15 protein-coding genes are annotated in these 16795 nt (G+C 63.8%); 9 read left to right on the top strand and 6 right to left on the bottom strand.

The window, feature by feature from the left end; all coding sequences use genetic code 11:
* Positions 1 to 172 precede the first annotated feature (172 nt).
* Positions 173 to 1186 carry a GlxA family transcriptional regulator gene (locus ACWHY3_RS14420; RefSeq protein ID WP_448126848.1) on the bottom strand — a complete coding sequence of 338 codons (1014 nt, stop codon included), beginning with the start codon at positions 1184 to 1186 and terminating at the stop codon, positions 173 to 175.
* Positions 1187 to 1252: 66 nt separating this feature from the next.
* On the opposite strand from ACWHY3_RS14420, the gene ACWHY3_RS14415 reads away from it, so the two are divergent.
* From ACWHY3_RS14415 to ACWHY3_RS14400, 4 genes are all read left to right on the top strand, one after another.
* Entirely contained in the window at positions 1253 to 1555 is a 303-nt protein-coding gene (locus ACWHY3_RS14415; RefSeq protein WP_007182542.1) for a putative quinol monooxygenase, read from the top strand.
* Between the two features lie 68 nt (positions 1556 to 1623).
* Positions 1624 to 3012 (top strand): sensor domain-containing diguanylate cyclase, encoded by a 1389-nt coding sequence (locus tag ACWHY3_RS14410; RefSeq protein ID WP_448126847.1) that lies wholly within the window; start codon positions 1624 to 1626, stop codon positions 3010 to 3012.
* 180 nt (positions 3013 to 3192) lie between these two features.
* Positions 3193 to 3687 (top strand): DUF6998 domain-containing protein, encoded by a 495-nt coding sequence (locus ACWHY3_RS14405; protein ID WP_448126846.1) that lies wholly within the window; start codon positions 3193 to 3195, stop codon positions 3685 to 3687.
* On the top strand, positions 3684 to 4631 hold the full coding sequence (locus ACWHY3_RS14400; RefSeq protein WP_448126845.1) for an NADP-dependent oxidoreductase: 948 nt from the start codon (positions 3684 to 3686) through the stop codon (positions 4629 to 4631). Before ACWHY3_RS14405 ends, ACWHY3_RS14400 begins: the two co-directional genes overlap by 4 nt.
* A gap of 256 nt (positions 4632 to 4887) precedes the next feature.
* Here the strand turns inward: ACWHY3_RS14400 and ACWHY3_RS14395 are convergent, their stop codons facing one another.
* Both ACWHY3_RS14395 and ACWHY3_RS14390 read right to left on the bottom strand, forming a co-directional pair.
* Positions 4888 to 6381 carry a PQQ-dependent sugar dehydrogenase gene (locus tag ACWHY3_RS14395; protein ID WP_448126844.1) on the bottom strand — a complete coding sequence of 498 codons (1494 nt, stop codon included), beginning with the start codon at positions 6379 to 6381 and terminating at the stop codon, positions 4888 to 4890.
* Positions 6378 to 6812: a DUF2231 domain-containing protein gene (locus ACWHY3_RS14390; RefSeq protein ID WP_256961105.1), complete on the bottom strand. Its 435-nt coding sequence runs from the start codon at positions 6810 to 6812 to the stop codon at positions 6378 to 6380. Before ACWHY3_RS14390 ends, ACWHY3_RS14395 begins: the two co-directional genes overlap by 4 nt.
* 463 nt (positions 6813 to 7275) lie before the next feature.
* Between ACWHY3_RS14390 and ACWHY3_RS14385 the strand changes: the two genes are divergently transcribed.
* The 3 genes from ACWHY3_RS14385 (at position 7276) to tmpT (ending at position 10552) form a co-directional block, all read left to right on the top strand.
* Positions 7276 to 8979, top strand: coding sequence for a mechanosensitive ion channel family protein (locus ACWHY3_RS14385; RefSeq protein ID WP_448126843.1), 1704 nt, complete (start codon positions 7276 to 7278; stop codon positions 8977 to 8979).
* Between the two features lie 197 nt (positions 8980 to 9176).
* The gene (locus ACWHY3_RS14380; protein ID WP_448126842.1) at positions 9177 to 9647 is read left to right on the top strand and encodes a hypothetical protein; all 471 of its coding nucleotides are present in this window, start codon (positions 9177 to 9179) and stop codon (positions 9645 to 9647) included.
* Positions 9648 to 9889: 242 nt separating this feature from the next.
* Positions 9890 to 10552, top strand: coding sequence for a thiopurine S-methyltransferase (tmpT, locus tag ACWHY3_RS14375; RefSeq protein ID WP_448126841.1), 663 nt, complete (start codon positions 9890 to 9892; stop codon positions 10550 to 10552).
* An 11-nt stretch (positions 10553 to 10563) separates the two neighbouring features.
* Here the strand turns inward: tmpT and ACWHY3_RS14370 are convergent, their stop codons facing one another.
* Together ACWHY3_RS14370 and ACWHY3_RS14365 are read right to left on the bottom strand one after the other, a co-directional pair.
* Positions 10564 to 11886 (bottom strand): aminotransferase class III-fold pyridoxal phosphate-dependent enzyme, encoded by a 1323-nt coding sequence (locus ACWHY3_RS14370; protein ID WP_448126840.1) that lies wholly within the window; start codon positions 11884 to 11886, stop codon positions 10564 to 10566.
* 15 nt (positions 11887 to 11901) lie between these two features.
* Positions 11902 to 13401: a CoA-acylating methylmalonate-semialdehyde dehydrogenase gene (locus ACWHY3_RS14365; RefSeq protein WP_448126839.1), complete on the bottom strand. Its 1500-nt coding sequence runs from the start codon at positions 13399 to 13401 to the stop codon at positions 11902 to 11904.
* Between the two features lie 252 nt (positions 13402 to 13653).
* Here ACWHY3_RS14365 and ACWHY3_RS14360 point away from each other — a divergent pair, with 252 nt between their 5' ends.
* Both ACWHY3_RS14360 and ACWHY3_RS14355 read left to right on the top strand, forming a co-directional pair.
* Positions 13654 to 14601, top strand: coding sequence for a LysR family transcriptional regulator (locus ACWHY3_RS14360; protein WP_448126838.1), 948 nt, complete (start codon positions 13654 to 13656; stop codon positions 14599 to 14601).
* A 142-nt stretch (positions 14602 to 14743) separates the two neighbouring features.
* Entirely contained in the window at positions 14744 to 15484 is a 741-nt protein-coding gene (locus tag ACWHY3_RS14355; RefSeq protein WP_448126837.1) for an SDR family oxidoreductase, read from the top strand.
* Between the two features lie 85 nt (positions 15485 to 15569).
* Here ACWHY3_RS14355 and ACWHY3_RS14350 read toward each other — a convergent pair whose 3' ends face one another.
* On the bottom strand, positions 15570 to 16787 hold the full coding sequence (locus ACWHY3_RS14350; protein WP_448126836.1) for an MFS transporter: 1218 nt from the start codon (positions 16785 to 16787) through the stop codon (positions 15570 to 15572).
* Positions 16788 to 16795 lie beyond the last annotated feature (8 nt).

Genomic DNA, 16795 nt, shown 5'->3' with positions numbered 1-16795 from the left:
CTCAATCATTGATTTGCTCAACTACGGCATTGCCAGCAAAACTTTGTCCAGGGTCAAACTGGAGCTTGCGCGCCGTGGCGGGCAGTAGTTTTGTCAGTTTGTCCAAATGCGCCTTTTGGCCTGCGTCAGTTTCGCGGCGGTCTCCAGCCGTACATATACCAAACGCCTCTGGTCATCCGCCGCGTCGCAACTCCCTGACACCCCGACCCAGCTTGCGGCGCAGCAGGGCCCGCAGGGTCGCCCCATCCGAATACCCGACCTGTGTGGCGACCTGGTCGACGCTGGCGTTTCCGTTGCGCAAGAGATGGACGGCATGCTCCACGCGCAGGTCCTGGAAATACGACAGTGGTGTCTTGCCCAAAACGCTTTGCAGCCGCCGCGCCAAGGTGCGCTCGCTTGTGCCCGCGGCGCTGGCCGCCTCCGCCAGCGAGAACCCCTGCGCGAGCCGACGTCTGGCCCAGCTCTCGAAGCGCTCCACCATTGGGTCGGCATGCGCAAGGTGGTCGGGAATCACGAACTCGGCTTGCGAACTGCGTGCCTCGACCAGCAGATAGCGTGCCACCAGGGCCGCCAGCGCCGGACTGCGCTCCCGGATGATGCGCAAGGCCAAGTCGAGGTGGGCCAAAGCGGCACCCGCGGTAGTGAAGCGTGTCGAGTTCACGATCATGCGTGACTCGTCCAGCGTGACGTTCGGATAGCGCTGCCGAAACATCGGCCCCAGCCACCATGACGTCGTCGCACGATGCCCATCAAGCAGGCCACTCTCTGCAAGCAAGAAACTACCGGAGCAAGCGGCACCAAGGTGCGCGCCAGCCGTGGACCACTGCTGTAGCGCCGCGACCGCATCGGGCACGTCGGGGCGTGTGAGCCGAGCCGAGAGCGTGTCAGGCATCTTGTCACCAAACGCGGGCACGAGCACGACGTCTGGTTCTGGCACACCACGCGCAGTGACCACGGGGACCGTCAAGCCTTGCGCAGTCCGGATGCGACGCCGCACGGCCACCAGCGTGATCTCGATGGGCGCGGGAGCCTGTGGCAGCGAGCCCGCCATTGCGTTGGCCAAGCCAAGGGTGTCAGTCAGGGCCGCAAGCCCCAGATCAAACACGCCATCACAAACAAGGATGTGGATTTTCATGGCAACAATGATATCAATGTTGTCATTATTGCCTATAGAGATGTCTATCATGAAGACTTAGGCTGCTGTCTCGTCGATCCCTTCACCCACTTTTCCATTTACCCCAAGGATTACAGCATGACCAAGCTCGCCCTGTTTGTTCGCCTCGAAGCCAAACCCGGCCAGGAGGCTGCGCTTGCCGACTTCCTGGCCAGCGCACTGCCACTCGCCAACGCAGAGTCCGGCACCACTGCCTGGTTCGCATTGAAGTTTGGCCCTTCGACGTTCGGTGTGTTCGATGCCTTTGCCGATGAGGCAGGTCGCCAGGCACATCTGAACGGCCAGATCGCCGCGGCCTTGATGGCCAACGCCGCGACCTTGCTCAGTTCTCCGCCCAATATCGAGAAGGTCGAACTGCTTGCAGCCAAACTGCCTGCATGACAACCCGGCCTTGACTCAATCCTCTTTTGGTGCGGGGCGATCTGGACGATTCCGGCATATTGCGGTCGATGGAGCTGCGCAGTCGGTCCCGCGCCGAATATGCCTGGATGGGCGTTGCCGATACCGACGGCCGGGTGCGCCAGGCCGTCAATGGCTTGTTGCTTGGTCAGTCGGTCGAAGCCCGCCCCTGGTTTCAGGCCGGATTGCGCGGCCCCTACACGGGGGAGCCTCATGAAGCTCTGCTGCTGGCCCAGATGCTGCCGCCCAATGCCAACGGCGAGCCTCTGCGCTTCATTGATTTCGCTGCGCCGATCACCGATAGCGAGGGCCGGGTCATCGGTGTCCTGGGCGCGCATGCCCACTGGAGCTGGGTGACTTCGATCGTAGAATCTGCCATGTTCTGGGCAGATACGACTCCTGACATGCAGGTGCTGATCGTCGACCAAGACGGTCTGATCCTGTATCCCAAAAAGCTTGCCGGGCAGCAGCAGACTTTGCTCCGAGATGCCGCCGAGGAGCCGGCCTGGTCAGCGGACGAGGAGTATGTGAGCAGCGTCGCGCCGGTGCCGATGCCTCCCGATTCCGGTCTCTCCTGGTCGATCATGGTCCGACAGCCGTTGGCGACCGCTCTGCGCCCGGCGCACCACCTGCTCTACAAGCTGCTGGGATTGGGTGTGCTTGCCGCACTTCTTTTCACTGCGGTGGCCTATTACCTGGCGCGGAACCTGAGCAGACCGATCGAACAGTTGGCACGTGCCGCCAGGCAGGTACAGGCCCATCGAGCTGGCGTGTCTTTCCCGTTGCACCATCCCGTGCGGGAAATCTCGCAGTTGGGGCACTCCTTGCAAAGCATGACGGACTCCCTGTTGGACAAGGAACGGGAGCTGCAGGAGGCCAACGCGTCCCTGGAGGCCACCGTCGCGCAACGGACCGTGGCTCTCACGCAGGCCAATGCCGAGCTGCTGCAACTGGCCACCCACGACGCGCTCACCGGCTTGCACAACCGCAGGTGCCTGAATGAAAAGCTGGAAGAGTGCAGCCTGCTTTTCAGACGGACGAACCGCGGCTTCGCCTTGCTGCTGATCGACGCCGACCACTTCAAGAGCATCAACGACACCTATGGTCACGCCACGGGAGATGACGTCCTGATCCGGCTTGCCCAACTATTGCAGCTCAATACCCGCGCAACGGATTTCGTGGCCCGCTACGGTGGCGAAGAGTTTGCCGTGGTGTTGCCCTGCGATGAAGACGACCGAGGCCCACAGGAGGCTGCCCAGAATATCCGCGCAGGTATCGCCGCCGCCACGTTTGACGTGGTCGGCAAGGTCACGGTCAGCATCGGCGGAGCGATGGCGTATGCATCCGATCCCGACGCCGCGGCGCTGATCGAGCGCGCCGACCGGCAGCTCTACCAGGCGAAGCAGGCGGGAAGGAATCGGGCGGCCTTCGCGGAATGATGCCCGGCGGAATCTTCACAGGCCCTTTTATCCGGAAGACTGGGTCGGCCATTAGCTCGAAGAGATGAGCCAAATCAGCAGCGCCTTAATCCCCAGGCCGGTGATAAAGTCACCGGCTGTAAAGAATTCGAATGCCTACGTTCAATCCCGCCGTTTGTGCCGGTTGATGAAGGTCGTGCAATGGAGTTAATGAACCTGACGGTTAAAGAGCTTCTACAGTTGCAGGCATCGGCAACGGATGAGCTCAGGACGAGAAATATCGTCAGGACGAATAACAATCCCTTGGGCGATTATACGGAATGGCTGGTGGCCCGTGCCTTCCAGCTCGATCTCCAGACGAATTCGAAAGCGGGATACGATGGAGTCAGAAAAGCTGGGATTGATGATGAGCTGCGTGTCCAGATAAAAGGGCGACGCGTCACGCCAGGTGACAAGGCATGGCAGCTAAGCGCGATCCGAAACTATGCATCGAATGACTTCGATGTGCTGGTTGCAGTCATCTTCGATGAGCGCTTCGATATCATCGAAGCCTTCTGGATTCCTCATGCCGTCATCGGTGATTACGCGTCCTACCGGACTCATGTGAACGCCCATATCCTATCGCTCAGAAGTTCGATCATGACGGATTCCAGAGTGGAGTCGGTGAAAGATATTCTGGTGCGATTCCATCAATGATTATCGGCGGCTTACAGGCGGGCGAAGTGCTCGTTCGCGTTCACGCGGTCGGCCTCAACCCGCCCGACTGGTACCTGCGCGAGGGCTACAAGTTGCTGCCGCCTGAATGGCAGCCACAGGTGGATTTTCCGCTCATTCTGGGTACGGATGTCTCGGGTGTCGTCGCCGCAGTCGCCGATGATGTTAAGAACATCTCCGTTGGTGATGAGGTGTATTCGTTGGTTCGCTTTCCCCGCGGCATGTTCGGGGGAAGCAGGGCCTACGCCGAGTACGTCAGCGTGCCGGTGTCGGAAGTCGCGCTCAAACCTGCCGGCATCGATCACGTGCAGGCCGCCGGCGCGCCGATGTCGCTGCTCACCGCGTGGCAGTTCATGGTCGAACTGGGTCACGATGAATCCAATCCGCTTCAAGCGAACCGGCATCAGCCGGTGCCGCTCGAAGGCAAGACGGTGCTCATCAACGGGGCTGCAGGCGGGGTAGGGCACTTTGCGGTGCAGATCGCGAAGCAGAAGGGCGCGCGCGTCATCGCCGTGGCCTCTGGCAGGCATGAGTCATTGTTGCGTGAACTCGGGGCTGACGAATTCATCGATTACGCCAGCACGCCACCCGAAGATGTCGCTCACGACATCGATCTCGTCATCGACACCCTTGGCGGCCCGACCACCGGTCGTTTCCTGCGCACGCTGAAGCGCGGCGGCGCCTTGTTCCCGATCTACCCGCTGGGCTTCGACGGCGCCGAGGAAGCCATGACGCTGGGCATCACGGTCTCGGCAACCCAGGTCCGCTCGAGCGGAGCCCAGTTGAAGGAAGTAGGGCGTTTGCTCGACGACGGGTCGATCCGCGTCGTCGTGGACAGCACCTACTCGCTTGCCGACGCTCGCAAGGCCCACGAACGTGCCGCCCAGGGCCATGTCCAGGGCAAGATCGTACTCACTGTCGAATGAACGCTGCGGCGGATAGAATCTCTGAATAGACCTTTTTGGATAGCCCCTCTGGAATAGCCCCTCTGGACAGGCGCTCTGGCTAGGGCCTTTGGGATAGACACCCTGGTTTTACGCTGCGTTCGAGGCAACGGGCCAACATCGGGCTATTCTTTTGAACTAGCGTCCGCGAGTGATGAAAAAAATGCCCCGATGGAGAAATCCATCGGGGCATTGCGTTGCGCCATCGCTGCATGACGCTATGCCGTGCCGATCATGTTCAGGGAGCGGTGTTGGTCTCGCCCTCGGTTGCGGCCGGTTCGTCGCCGGCGGTGGCGGCATTGTCGTCTGACGTGGCAGCGCCATCCTCGGCTGCGGCGGATTCATCGCCAGACATCGTGGATTCGCCTTCAGGCGAAGCAGCATCGCCCGTTGAGGTCGGGGATGGATCGTCGCTCATGGCCTGCGACGAATCTGCGTCATCCCGCGTCACCCGCCAGACCGCATTGGTCATGTCGTCGGCGACGATCACCGAGCCATCCGGGGCGACGGTGACGCCGACAGGGCGGCCGCGAGTCTTGCCGTCGTCGGTCAGGAAGCCGGACACGAAGTCGACCGGATCGCCGGTGGGCTGGCCGTTCTCGAACGGAACGAAGACGACCTTGTAGCCGGCGAGGTCCGAACGGTTCCAACTGCCGTGCTCGCCGACGAAGACGCCATTGGTGAACTCGCCGCCCACGGCCTCGTTGGAGAAGTCGACGCCGAGCGGCGCGCGGTGCGAGCCGAGGCTGTAGTCGGGGGAGATCGCCGATTCCACTCGCTCGGGGTTCTCCGGCTTCACCCGCGGGTCGACGTGCTGGCCCCAGTAGCTGTACGGCCAGCCATAGAAGCCGCCTTCCTGAATCGAGGTGAGGTAGTCGGGCACCAGGTTCGGCCCCAGTTCGTCGCGTTCGTTCACCACGGCCCAGAGCTGGTCCGTCTCCGGCTGGATGGTCAGCGCGGTGGGGTTGCGCACGCCGGTGGCGTAGGCGCGATGTGCGCCGGTCTCGGCATCGACCTCCCAAATCTCCGCACGATCCACTTCCGCCGCCATGCCGCGCTCGGTGATGTTGCTGTTGGAGCCAATCCCGACGTAGAGATAGTCGCCATCCGCGCTGGCAGTGAGTGCTTTGGTCCAGTGGTGATTGATCTCCGCGGGCAGCGGCGTGACCAGTTCCGGCGGGCCGCTGGCTTCGGTCTGGCCTTCCTGATAGTCGAAGCGGACGAGCGAATCCTGGTTGGCGACGTAGAGCTCGTCGTCCACCAGGGCGAGGCCATAGGGGGCGTTGAGGTTCTCGGCGAACACCGTCTGCTCTTCGAACGTGCCGTCACCGTCGCCATCGCGCAGCAGGGTGAGCCGATTGCCGCCCTGGACCGAGGTGGTGCCTTTCGACTTGATGATGCCGGCGATGAAATCCTTCGGCCGCGACTTCGGGGCGTTGCCGCCACCCTTGCCTTCCGCCACCAGGATGTCGCCGTTGGGCAGCACCAGCGTCTGGCGCGGCACTTTCAGGTCGGTGGCGATGGCGGTGATCGTGTAGCCGTCGGGGACCGTGGGCTTCAGGTCGCCCCACGGTGCCTGCTCGGGCACGGCCATGTTGGGCAGCAGGCCGCGCTGCGGCTCCGGCAGATCGGGATTGGGGCCGTACTGCGGGTTCTCTTCGGCGGCGGTGGCACCACCGGCGAGCAGGAGCAGCGAGAGTGGCGCGGCGTAGCGCATGCGAGTCAATGTCATGACTGACCTCCGGTCTTGCGGCTGGTGAATCCGATCCAGATCGCGGCGAAGGCGAGTACGGCAACGACGATCGAAAGCGTAAAGCCCATGGGCATCGCGGCCCAGGCGTCCCTGGCGTGAATCAACGCGTTGATGAAACCCAGGATCCAGGTCACGAGCAGCAGCAAGAAGTAGAAGATGGACAATCCGCGGCTACCTGCAGGGCGGAATATGCCGATGAGCGCGCAGATCAGGGCGAAGCCGCTGAACACGAGGCCGCCGGCAATCAGCCAGGAGGAAAAATGGGTCCACTGGATGTTGAAGGTCGTGGAGTAGGCGTAATCGCTCAACGCGGCACCCAGGAAGAGCGGAAAGGCGCCGGCAAGCAACATTCCATGAAGCGGGTTCGGCCCGCTCCGGATCGGTCGTTCGGCAGTGGCGGTGGCAGACACGGCAAGCTCCTTTTGCGGTTGAGTCGTGAGGTTCGCTCCAGCATCGTCCTCGATCGGGCGAATCTCCTTGGCAACGGGAAAGTCTTCCGGTAACGAGAGCGTCATCCCGATGTGGACATGCTGTCCCCGTGGCTGGAGTCTAGACGACGTGGCGCGTCTTCACCCAAACGATGACGCCGCTGGCTTTCAGCGGCCGCCGTCGCTCCGCCGGACTATGATGAGAGGGCGAAGTCGTCCCCCCATCCAGTGGCCACAAACGGCGCTTGCCGTGTCATGACGGCGGGAGGGTAAGGGAACCTCGGCCGGATAGCCGACTCCGATATCCGTCTGCTGTCTTGATTCGCACGAGTTGTCTTGATTCGAATGATAGACGCTTGATTCGGATGAAAGACGCACTCCGGCAGAGGCGGCATGATCCCCCGGATGGTATACAAGGACGATCCACTGGACCGGTGAAGCACGGATGAAAAGAATGGACGCATGGCGGCGGTGGCTGCTGGCCGCAACGATTGGGCTGGTTTCCAGCCTGTGTCTGGCGCAGGCGCAGGAAGAAAGTGGCGAGCAGGATTGGTATCCCCTGGATTCGTTGAACACCGGGCTTGGCGAGGCGCCGGAATCCGTCGCTCTCAGGACGCCGCGGGAGTCGATGCGAACGTTTCGGGACATGACCGACCGGGGCGACTTCGAGGCGGCGGCGCATATCCTCAATCTCGCCGATCTGACTCCGGCGGACCAACGCGAGCGGGGTGCCGAGCTGGCCCGTCAGCTTTCGGAGATTTTCCAGCGCGGCGAATCGATCCGCATTTCCCGTCTCTCCGGCCGGCAGGACGCCGCCGTCGAAGACCCCACCGGGAAGACCCCCAACGCCGGCCAGCCGCGCCGGGACATCGAGCTGGCTGCCCTCGAGGCCGACGGGGATGCCTACGATATCCGCCTGGGGCGATATCGGGTCGGGGAAGAGGAGCCGGTCTGGCTGATCATGCCGGAGAGCGTGGCGGCAATTCCGGCGCTCTACGAGGAGTACGGCCCGGCGGCTTTCGAGCGCCACATTCCCGATAGCCTCAAGAAGCCCTTTGGCCTGCTGCGGATCTGGGAGTGGATCGCCATTCCGCTGGTGCTGCTGGCGGTGGGGCTGATCGGCAAGGGCGTCTATCGGCTGATCGAGGTCATGACCCGTTGGCTGCCTTCCGGCTCGCCGAGCATCTTCGCCACCCAGATTCGCGGCCCGGTCGCGCTCATCGTCATGTCGCTGTTGACCCGCGCGCTGCTCGATTATGTCGTCTCCTTCTCGGCGGTCGCGACCACCACGATGCGAGTGGTGCTGATCGCCATCCTGGCCTGGGGTACCGGCGCCGTCGCGCTGCGTCTGGTCGATACCATGATGCTGAAGATGACGCGGCGTCTCGCCGGGCAGATCGACGACTCCAAGCCCAAGGACGATCGCAAGCTGCTGACCACGCTCTACGCGGTGCGTCGGATCATCATTCTGATCATGGTAACGGCGGTCACGATCTACGTGCTGGGCCAGATCCAGCTGTTCGAGACGCTGGGGCTGTCGATCCTGGCATCGGCGAGCGTGCTGGCGGTGCTGGTGGGCGTGGCGGGGCAGGCCGTGCTGGGCAACATCCTGTCATCGTTCCAGCTGTCGCTGGCGAAGCCGATACGGGTCGGCGATCTGGTGATGTTCGAAGGGCAGTGGTGCTACGTCGAAGGCATCTTCTATACCCATATTCGGCTGCGACTCTGGAACGAGCGGCGCCTTATCGTCCCGGTCACCTATTTCGCCTCGAAAGCCTTCGAGAATCTCTCCGCCAAGAGTACCAAGGAGTATCGGAGCGTGGTGCTCACGCTACACCTGAGCGCGGATATCTCGCTGCTGCGGGAGAAGTTTCTCGAGTTTGCCAAGGCGGAGGATAACGTCATCGAGCATCACAAACTGCTCTGTGCCGTGACCGACCAGACCGGCCCGGCGCAGACCGTGACCTGCTACCTGATGACGGTCGACCCGCTCTCGGGGTGGGCCGCCGAAGTGAGTGTCAGAGAGAAGCTGCTGACGTTCATTCGCGACAACCACCCGGAATGGTGGCCGAGGGAGGTGGTGGTGATCAGTCACCGGGATATTGCCCGGGGCCACGCGACGGGGGACGACGGTGAAACGCTCCAGTGAGCGGCCGGGTTCGTTCGCTGTCGGTTCAGCCCGATGAGGGTTTCGTCGACAGGGATTGGCCTCGTTTCGACGCCTCGAGATGGGAGGCCTAAGATAAGAGGCCGGTCATCGGTTTCCCCGATGACCCGGCTCCCTCACACAGCGTCTCTTACCTACAGTTTCTCTCACATACAGCCCCTCTCACATGAGTATCGGCCATGAGCAAGTCTGGAAAGCGCGGCGGCGATAAGAAAGTTTCGGGGCTGCAGCTTTATCTGCACGGGCTGAGCGTCTCGGTGCGCGACAATGCGCAGGCCTTTGGCTTCTCGATCCTGATCACCGTGAGCTACGGCATCGTCTCGGGGGCGGCCGGTAAGCCGTCTTCGCTCGAACTGGTCGGCTTCGCCCTGTCGGCGGTTGCCGGCGTATCGCTGTTGAACATGCTGGTTACTCTGCTGAAGGCGGAGGGGCCGGACGACTCCGAGCGCTCCTACGTGATGCTGGTCGGGACGGCCACCGATTTCCTCTCGGTGGGCGCCGGTCTCGGCGTCGTGTTCGCGGTCAGCAGGCTGGGAGGATGGCTGCCCTGGATTCTGGCGCCCTTGCTGGCTGGGGTGACCTACTGCCTGGTGCAGGGGATGCAGATCGCGCTGGCGAAGTTCGGTTCCGACGAAGAAGAGAAGAAGTAAGCCTCCGAGCGGATGCGGCGCTGGTGACGTCGAATCTGCGGCGCCGCCAGGGCAACGAAGCACGAGGACGAACGGCACGAGGACGCAAGCGGCACAAGAGAGCAAGAGCAGACGGTGCAAGAACACTGGGGCAAACGAAACGAGCCCAGGCGATGAATTCGAGCGGCGATGCATTCGAGTGAAGATAGATCGAGTGAAGATAGATTCGAGCGGCGATAGTTTAGAGCGATGAGGATGACGGCATGAAACACGAATTCTGGCAGGCGCGATGGGAGAACGACCAGCTCGGCTTTCATCTCGCCTTTGTACACCCCATTCTCAAGCGCAATCTGGCGGGATTCGGGCTGGCGGCCAACGCACGCATCTTTCTGCCGCTGTGCGGCAAGACGCTGGATATCGGCTGGCTGCTCGAGCAGGGGCATCGCGTCGTCGGGGCGGAGTTGAGCGAGATCGCGGTGGCGCAGCTGTTCGAGGCGCTCGGCGTCGAACCGTCGATCGATGAGTGGCGCGGTGGCCAGCGTTGGCAGCATGCGGGGCTGACCGTCTTTCAGGGCGATATCTTCGCATTGACCGCCGCCGAACTGGGCCCGGTCGACATGATCTACGACCGCGCCGCGCTGGTGGCGTTACCGCCCGCCATGCGCCCCGGCTACGCCGAGCAAATTCTGGCGCTGGCCGGTGCCGCGCCGCAGCTGTTGATCACCTTCGAATACGACCCCGCCGAGAAGGACGGCCCGCCGTTTCCCGTGCTGCCCGCCGAAATCGAGCAGCACTACGCCACTCGCTACACGCTCGAAACGCTATCGAGAAAGGACGTGCTTCAGTCGTCGCTCAACTTCCGCGATGCCGGCGTGACCCGGTTCGTCGAGGTGGCGTGGAAACTGTTGCCAGAACCGGCCGGCTAGACTGCCGGTGTTCATCCCGCCAGCGCCTCGTCGATGATCTCGAGCCCCTGCCGGGCTTCGCTAGGGCTGATGATGCACGGCGGCACCACATGAATGCGGTTGGCGACCACGAACGGCAAAAGCCCCCGATCGATCATCCCCTGCTTGAGCCGGGCGACCTCGGCAGCCGGCAGCGGGGCGCGGCTCTGCCTGCTCTCGACGAGTTCGATGGCGTGAAAGACGCCCAGGCCGCGCACTTCACCGATGATGTCGTGCTTGTCCCGAAGCCGCTCCAGCCCCGGCGTCAGCACGGATTCGCCGATACTGGCCGCGTTGCCCACCACGTCTTCCTGTTCCATCACCTCGAGCGTGGCGCAGATCGCGGCCATCGCCAGCGGATGCCCGGAGTAGGTCAGCCCGCCGTAGAACATCTCCTCGTCGAAGTGGCTGGCGATACGCTCGTTGATGATCACGCCGCCAGCCGGGACGTATCCCGAGTTGACGCCCTTGGCGAAGGTGATCAGATCCGGCACCACGCCGAAATGCTCCAGCGCCAGCCATTTGCCGGTGCGGCCGAAGCCTGCCATCACTTCGTCCAGAATCAGCACGATGCCGAACTCGTCGGCCAGCGCGCGGACGCCCTCGAGATATCCTCGCGGCGGCACCAGAACGCCCGCAGTGCCGGGGATAGTTTCCAGCAGCAGGCCGGCGATGCTCGCCGGTCCTTCGCACTCGATGACGCGCCGGAGATGGTGCAGCGCACGCTGGCATTCCTCCTCTTCGTTACCGGCCCAGAACTCGCTGCGGTAGAGAAAGGGGTTGAAGAACCGGACGTGGCCGCGAGAGAACTCGTTGGGAACGCGGCGAAAATCGCCGGTCGCGGCGATCGCCGACCCCGTGCCGCCGTGGTAGGAGCGGTAGGCGGAGAGGATCTTCTCCCGGCCGGTCACGGCGCGTGCCATGCGGATGGCGTTCTCGTTGGCATCGGCGCCGGCGTTGGTGAAGAACACCTTGCTGAATCCGGCCGGTGCCAGGTCGAGAATCTTCCGGGCGGCGCGGCCCCGGGCCAGGTTGGCATGAGCAGGGGCGATGGTGGCGAGCTCGTCGGCCTGGGCCTTGATCGCCTCGATCACGCGGGGATGCTGGTGGCCGATGTTGGTATTGACCAGCTGGCTCGAGAAGTCGAGATAGTCGCGGCCGTCGTAGTCCCACAGGCGGCACCCCTCGCCACCCTTGAACACCATCGGCTGGAGCGCACCCTGGGCGGACCAGGAGTGGAAGACGCCGGCGCGGTCCAGCGCCCTGACGTGGTCGTTGTTCACCGTTCCGGTTCGTGAAGTGTCGCGGTTGGTCATGATCGGATCGCCGTATCAGAGAGTGGGCATGGTGTACTGATTGGTCGCCTCGCGCAGCCCGGATGGCCAGCGGGCAGTGACGGTCTTCATGCGGGTATAGAAGCGCACGCCGTCCGCGCCGTGGACATGCAGCGCGCCGAACAGCGAGCGCTTCCAGCCGCCGAAACTGTGGAACGCCATGGGCACCGGGATCGGCACGTTGACGCCGACCATGCCGACCTGGATCTGCTCGCAGTACTGGCGGGCGCTGTCGCCGTCCCGGGTGAAGATGGCGGTGCCGTTGCCGAACTCGTGATCGTTGACCATCTTCACCGCGGCATCGAAGCTCTCGGCGCGGGCGATGACCAGTACCGGGCCGAAGATCTCCTCGTCGTAGATGCGCATGCCGGGCCTGACGTGGTCGAACAGGGTGCCGCCGATGAAGAAGCCGTCCGTGCCGTGGTCGAGACGACGGCCATCCCGCACCAGCTCGGCGCCTTCCTTGACGCCCTGTTCGATATAGCCGCTGACCTTTTCCAGATGCTGGCGGGAGACCAGCGGCCCCATGTCGTGATCCGGGCCATCGGTGATGCTTTCGCCCACCCGCAGCTCGTCCAGTCGGGAGAGAATCTTCTCGCGCAGCGCCTCCGCCGTCTTTTCGCCCACCGGCATGGCGACCGAGATCGCCATGCAGCGTTCGCCGGCGCTGCCGTAGGCTGCGCCCATCAGGGCGTCCGCAGCCTGATCGAGATCCGCATCCGGCATGATCACCATGTGGTTCTTGGCCCCGCCGAGCGCCTGTACCCGCTTGCCGTGGGCCGAGGCGGTGGCGTAGACGTACTCGGCGATGGGCGTGGAACCCACGAAACTGACGGCCTGGACCCGCGGGTCGGTCAGCAGCGTATCGACGGCTTCCTTGTCGCCGTTGACGACGTTGAGCACGCCGTCGGGCAGGCCGGCTTCGCTGAACAGCTCCGCGATGCGCAGGGTGGAAGACGGGTCCTTTTCCGAGGGCTTGAGCACGAAGGTGTTACCCGCCGCGATGGCGATCGGAAACATCCACAGCGGCACCATGGCGGGGAAGTTGAACGGCGTGATGCCGACGCACACGCCTAGCGGCTGCATCATCGAATACGAATCGATGCCGGGGCCGACATTGAGCGAGTGCTCGCCTTTCTGCAGATGCGGCATGCCGCACGCGAATTCGACCACCTCGAGGCCGCGGGTCAGCTCGCCCCTGGCGTCCGAGAGCACCTTGCCGTGCTCCTGCGCAATCAGCCGGGCCAGTTCGTCGGCATGGGTTTCCAGCAGCGACTTGTACTTGAACAGCACCCGGGCGCGCTTGAGCGGGGAGAACGCCGACCACTGCTCGAACGCGGCCTGCGACGAGGCGATGACCCGCTCGGCGTCCGCTTTCGATGCCAGCAGAACCTCGCCGGACTGCTGGCCGGTGGACGGGTTGAAAATCGGACTGGTGCGCGTCGAGTCCAGTGCGGCACGCTTGCCGTCGACGAAGTGAGTCAGCTGCTCGGACATGGGAAATCGATCCTCTTGTTCGTCAATCGACGATGGAAACTCTTGTTCGTCAATCGACGATGGAAATCTCGGAAACGGCGCGACGCCGAGCGATGACCCGGCCGGCCTTTGCCCAAGAGTGAGCCAGGGGGATAGCGTCAAACAATCCCGGTATGCTTAATTTCACTAAAGCGAATGCTTAACTTTATCGGCCGTTTCCGGCGGCGTGGGCTGAGTGGTAAGCAGCGGGCAGTGACGAGGGCGAGGGCCTTGATGAATCAACGCAAGATAACGCTGATGGGGCAGCTGGGAGACGTCGATCTGCGGCTGCTGCGCATTTTCCGCAAGGTGGTCGAATGCGGCGGCTTCTCCTCGGCGGAGGTCGATCTCAACATCAGCCGCGCTGCCATCAGCATGGCGATGAGCGACCTGGAGGCACGGCTCTCCATGCGGCTCTGCCAGCGAGGCCGCAGCGGCTTCCAACTGACCAGCGAAGGGCAGGCGGTCTTCGACGCCACCATGCAGCTGCTGGCGGCGGTGGAGGACTTCCGCACCTGCGTCAACGGGCTGCATTCCCAATTGACCGGCGAACTCAATATCGGCATTACCGACAACCTCGTCACCATGCCCAACATGCACATCACGGAGGCGCTGAGAGCCCTCAAGGCCAGGGGCGACAGGGTGCACATCAACATCCGCATGGCGCCTCCCGGCGCTATCGAGATGGCGGTTCTCGAAGGCAGCCTGCACACCGGGGTCGTTCCCAGGCTCAAGGCGATCCCCGGCCTCGATTACGTGCCGCTCTACGAAGAGCAGTCAGCACTCTACTGCAGCAGCCGGCATCCCCTGTTCCGGGATCGACCCACCGCGCCCGATCGAATCGCCGAATATGACGCCGTCGTGCCGTCCTACGCCCAGACGCCGGAGATCCGGAAGGCGTACGAAAGCCTCAAGCCGATGGCGTCGGCCACCGACCGGGAAGGCGTCGCCTTTCTGGTACTGACGGGCAGCTACATCGGCTTCCTGCCGACCCATTTCGCCCAACGCTGGGTAGAGCAGGGCGAGATGAAGCAGCTCTGTCCCGACGTTTTCGGCTACGAGACGAGCTACTGCCTGATCACCCGCAAGGGCCGCCCGCCCAATCTGGTGCTGGAAAGCTTCTTCGAGGAGCTGGATGACCTGATGGACGAATGGCGCCGCGCCGGGCCGGCGTCCGGCTGAGGTTCACGCTACAGTTGATTCGTTCAGCCCTAGGAAATGCCAATACTGGCTCTCGCTGCCTGGTGGATGCGACGGAAAGACGTCGTTCGCCGGGCCTCGTTTCGCACCTGCCGATCCATCGAATTAGACAAGGAGTCGACTCATGACGAGTCCCGAACAGAAAGTCGCGCTGGTCACCGGCGCCTCTCGCGGCATTGGCCGTGCCATCGCTCTGCAACTGGCAGCCGATGGTTTCGCCGTGGTGGTCAACTACGCCGGCAACACGGCGCTGGCCGAGGAAGTCGTGGCGGATATCGAAGCCAAGGGTGGCCGCGCCCTGGCGGTCCAGGCCGATATCGCCGATGCCGACGCCGTGGCGCGCCTGTTCGAGCAGACGCTGGCGACGTTTGGCCGGCTCGATGTCGTGGTCAACAACGCCGGCATGATGCAGATGGCGAAGATGACCAGCGACAACGTGGGGATTCTCGATCGGACGCTCGAGATCAACCTGCGCGGCAGCTGGCTGGTCATGGCGAAAGCCGCCGAGACCCTGGGCGAAGGGGGGCGCATCATCGCATTGTCCTCCTCGGTGCTGGGCAAGTCCTTCCCCGGTTACGGGGCCTATATCGCCAGCAAGGCCGGGGTCGAAGGGCTGGTCAAGGTGCTCGCCAACGAGCTTCGGGGCCGCAATATCGCCGTCAATGCCGTGGCGCCGGGGCCGGTGGGCACCGAGCTTTTCTTCGAGGGCAAGAGCGAGGAGCAGATCCAGTCGATCGCCAACATGGCGCCGTTCGAACGCCTGGGCCAGCCGGAGGAGATCGCCGATGTCGTCTCGTTTCTGGCCGGGCCGCAGGGCCGCTGGATCAATGGCCAGATCCTGCGCGCCAACGGCGGCATGGTGTGACGCCTGATCCCCGGAGAAGGAGATGCCGAGCCGCCGCCGGTACGAAGCCGATGGCGCCCAGTGGCCTGCTGCCGCGCAGTGAGCGTCAGCGCTGCGCAGCCAGCGTCGGCGTCCGGTCGAGCAGGCGGATCAGGAACGCGCCCAGCGCCGATACCGTTGCCAGCGCGATCACGCCCGGCCAGCCCCACGCACCGAGCAGCAGACTTCCCAGTGCGGAACCCGCCGCCATGCCGATGAAGATCAGCGTGAACATCACTGCGTTGAGACGGCTGCGGGCGGCGGGATCGAGCCCGTAGATCAAGGTCTGGTGGGAGACGAGCGTGGCCTGTATGCCGAAATCGAAGCCCAGCGCGCCGATCACGATCAGCCCCAGGGCCAGCGGCGCGGGCAGCCAGGGTTCGGCCGCCATCGCCAGGAAGGAGAGCACCACGATCGCGCTGCCGATGCGCGTGACCTGATGCGGGCCGCGTCGATCGGCCATGCGCCCGGCAAGCGGCGCAGCGAGCGCACCGGCGGCGCCAGCCAGTCCGAACGCGCCGGAGACCGCGCTTCCGAGCTGGTAACTCTCGAGAAGGTGGATCGACAGCGTCGACCAAAACGCGCTGAAGGCGACCGATAGCAGCGCCTGCGCCGTGGCGGCGCGGCGCAGTTCCGGCTGGTCCCGCCACAGGTGGTACAGCGTCGCCAGCAGGGCACGATAGCTGAGCCGCGAGGTCGGTTCGAACCGGGGCAGGCCGCGCCACAGCGCCACGCTGATGAGCACGATCAGCCCCATGGCGATGAAGAACATGGCGCGCCAGCCGAGGGCTTCGGCGACCAGGCCGCTGACGACACGTGACAGCAGAATGCCCAGCAGCAGGCCGGTCATCACCGTGGCGACGACCTTGCCGCGTTCGCGATCGGCGGCCAGCACGGCGGCGGCCGGCACGATGTCCTGCGCAATGGTCGCGGTCAGGCCGACGGAGAGGCTCGCGACCAGCAGGGTGGCGATCGACGGCGCCAGCGCAGTCGCCAGCAACGCCAGGGCCAGCAGAATGGCCTTGATCACGATCAGGCGGCGGCGATCCACCCGGTCGCCCAGCGGGATCAACAGCAGAATGCCCAGTGCGTAGCCGAGCTGGGTCAGCGTCGGAATCAGCCCGGCCGTGCGGGCATCGATGTCGATATCCGCCGCCAGAATGCCTAGCAGCGGCTGCACGTAGTAGAGCGAGGCGACGCTGAGCCCGGCGCTGATCGCCAGCAGTAGTATCAGCCGGCGGGATAGCGCGGGTGGCGCCGTCGCGTTCGAAGAAGCGCGGTTCATGACGAGTT

It is taken from the genome of Salinicola sp. NYA28a, assembly GCF_976982775.1.
The sequence above is the reverse complement of the archived record's forward strand: the minus strand, read 5'-3'. Positions and strand labels throughout refer to the sequence as shown.

Excerpts from the sequence above, each read along its gene's own strand:
- ACWHY3_RS14350 (WP_448126836.1), bottom strand. The coding sequence starts at position 16,787 with ATGAACCGCGCTTCTTCGAACGCGACGGCGCCACCCGCGCTATCCCGC.
- ACWHY3_RS14410 (WP_448126847.1), top strand. The coding sequence starts at position 1,624 with ATGGAGCTGCGCAGTCGGTCCCGCGCCGAATATGCCTGGATGGGCGTT.
- ACWHY3_RS14385 (WP_448126843.1), top strand. The coding sequence starts at position 7,276 with ATGAAAAGAATGGACGCATGGCGGCGGTGGCTGCTGGCCGCAACGATT.
- ACWHY3_RS14400 (WP_448126845.1), top strand. The coding sequence starts at position 3,684 with ATGATTATCGGCGGCTTACAGGCGGGCGAAGTGCTCGTTCGCGTTCAC.
- ACWHY3_RS14370 (WP_448126840.1), bottom strand. The coding sequence starts at position 11,886 with ATGACCAACCGCGACACTTCACGAACCGGAACGGTGAACAACGACCAC.
- ACWHY3_RS14420 (WP_448126848.1), bottom strand. The coding sequence starts at position 1,186 with ATGATAGACATCTCTATAGGCAATAATGACAACATTGATATCATTGTT.
- ACWHY3_RS14380 (WP_448126842.1), top strand. The coding sequence starts at position 9,177 with ATGAGCAAGTCTGGAAAGCGCGGCGGCGATAAGAAAGTTTCGGGGCTG.
- ACWHY3_RS14405 (WP_448126846.1), top strand. The coding sequence starts at position 3,193 with ATGGAGTTAATGAACCTGACGGTTAAAGAGCTTCTACAGTTGCAGGCA.
- ACWHY3_RS14395 (WP_448126844.1), bottom strand. The coding sequence starts at position 6,381 with ATGACATTGACTCGCATGCGCTACGCCGCGCCACTCTCGCTGCTCCTG.
- ACWHY3_RS14355 (WP_448126837.1), top strand. The coding sequence starts at position 14,744 with ATGACGAGTCCCGAACAGAAAGTCGCGCTGGTCACCGGCGCCTCTCGC.
- ACWHY3_RS14415 (WP_007182542.1), top strand. The coding sequence starts at position 1,253 with ATGACCAAGCTCGCCCTGTTTGTTCGCCTCGAAGCCAAACCCGGCCAG.
- ACWHY3_RS14360 (WP_448126838.1), top strand. The coding sequence starts at position 13,654 with ATGAATCAACGCAAGATAACGCTGATGGGGCAGCTGGGAGACGTCGAT.
- ACWHY3_RS14365 (WP_448126839.1), bottom strand. The coding sequence starts at position 13,401 with ATGTCCGAGCAGCTGACTCACTTCGTCGACGGCAAGCGTGCCGCACTG.
- tmpT (WP_448126841.1), top strand. The coding sequence starts at position 9,890 with ATGAAACACGAATTCTGGCAGGCGCGATGGGAGAACGACCAGCTCGGC.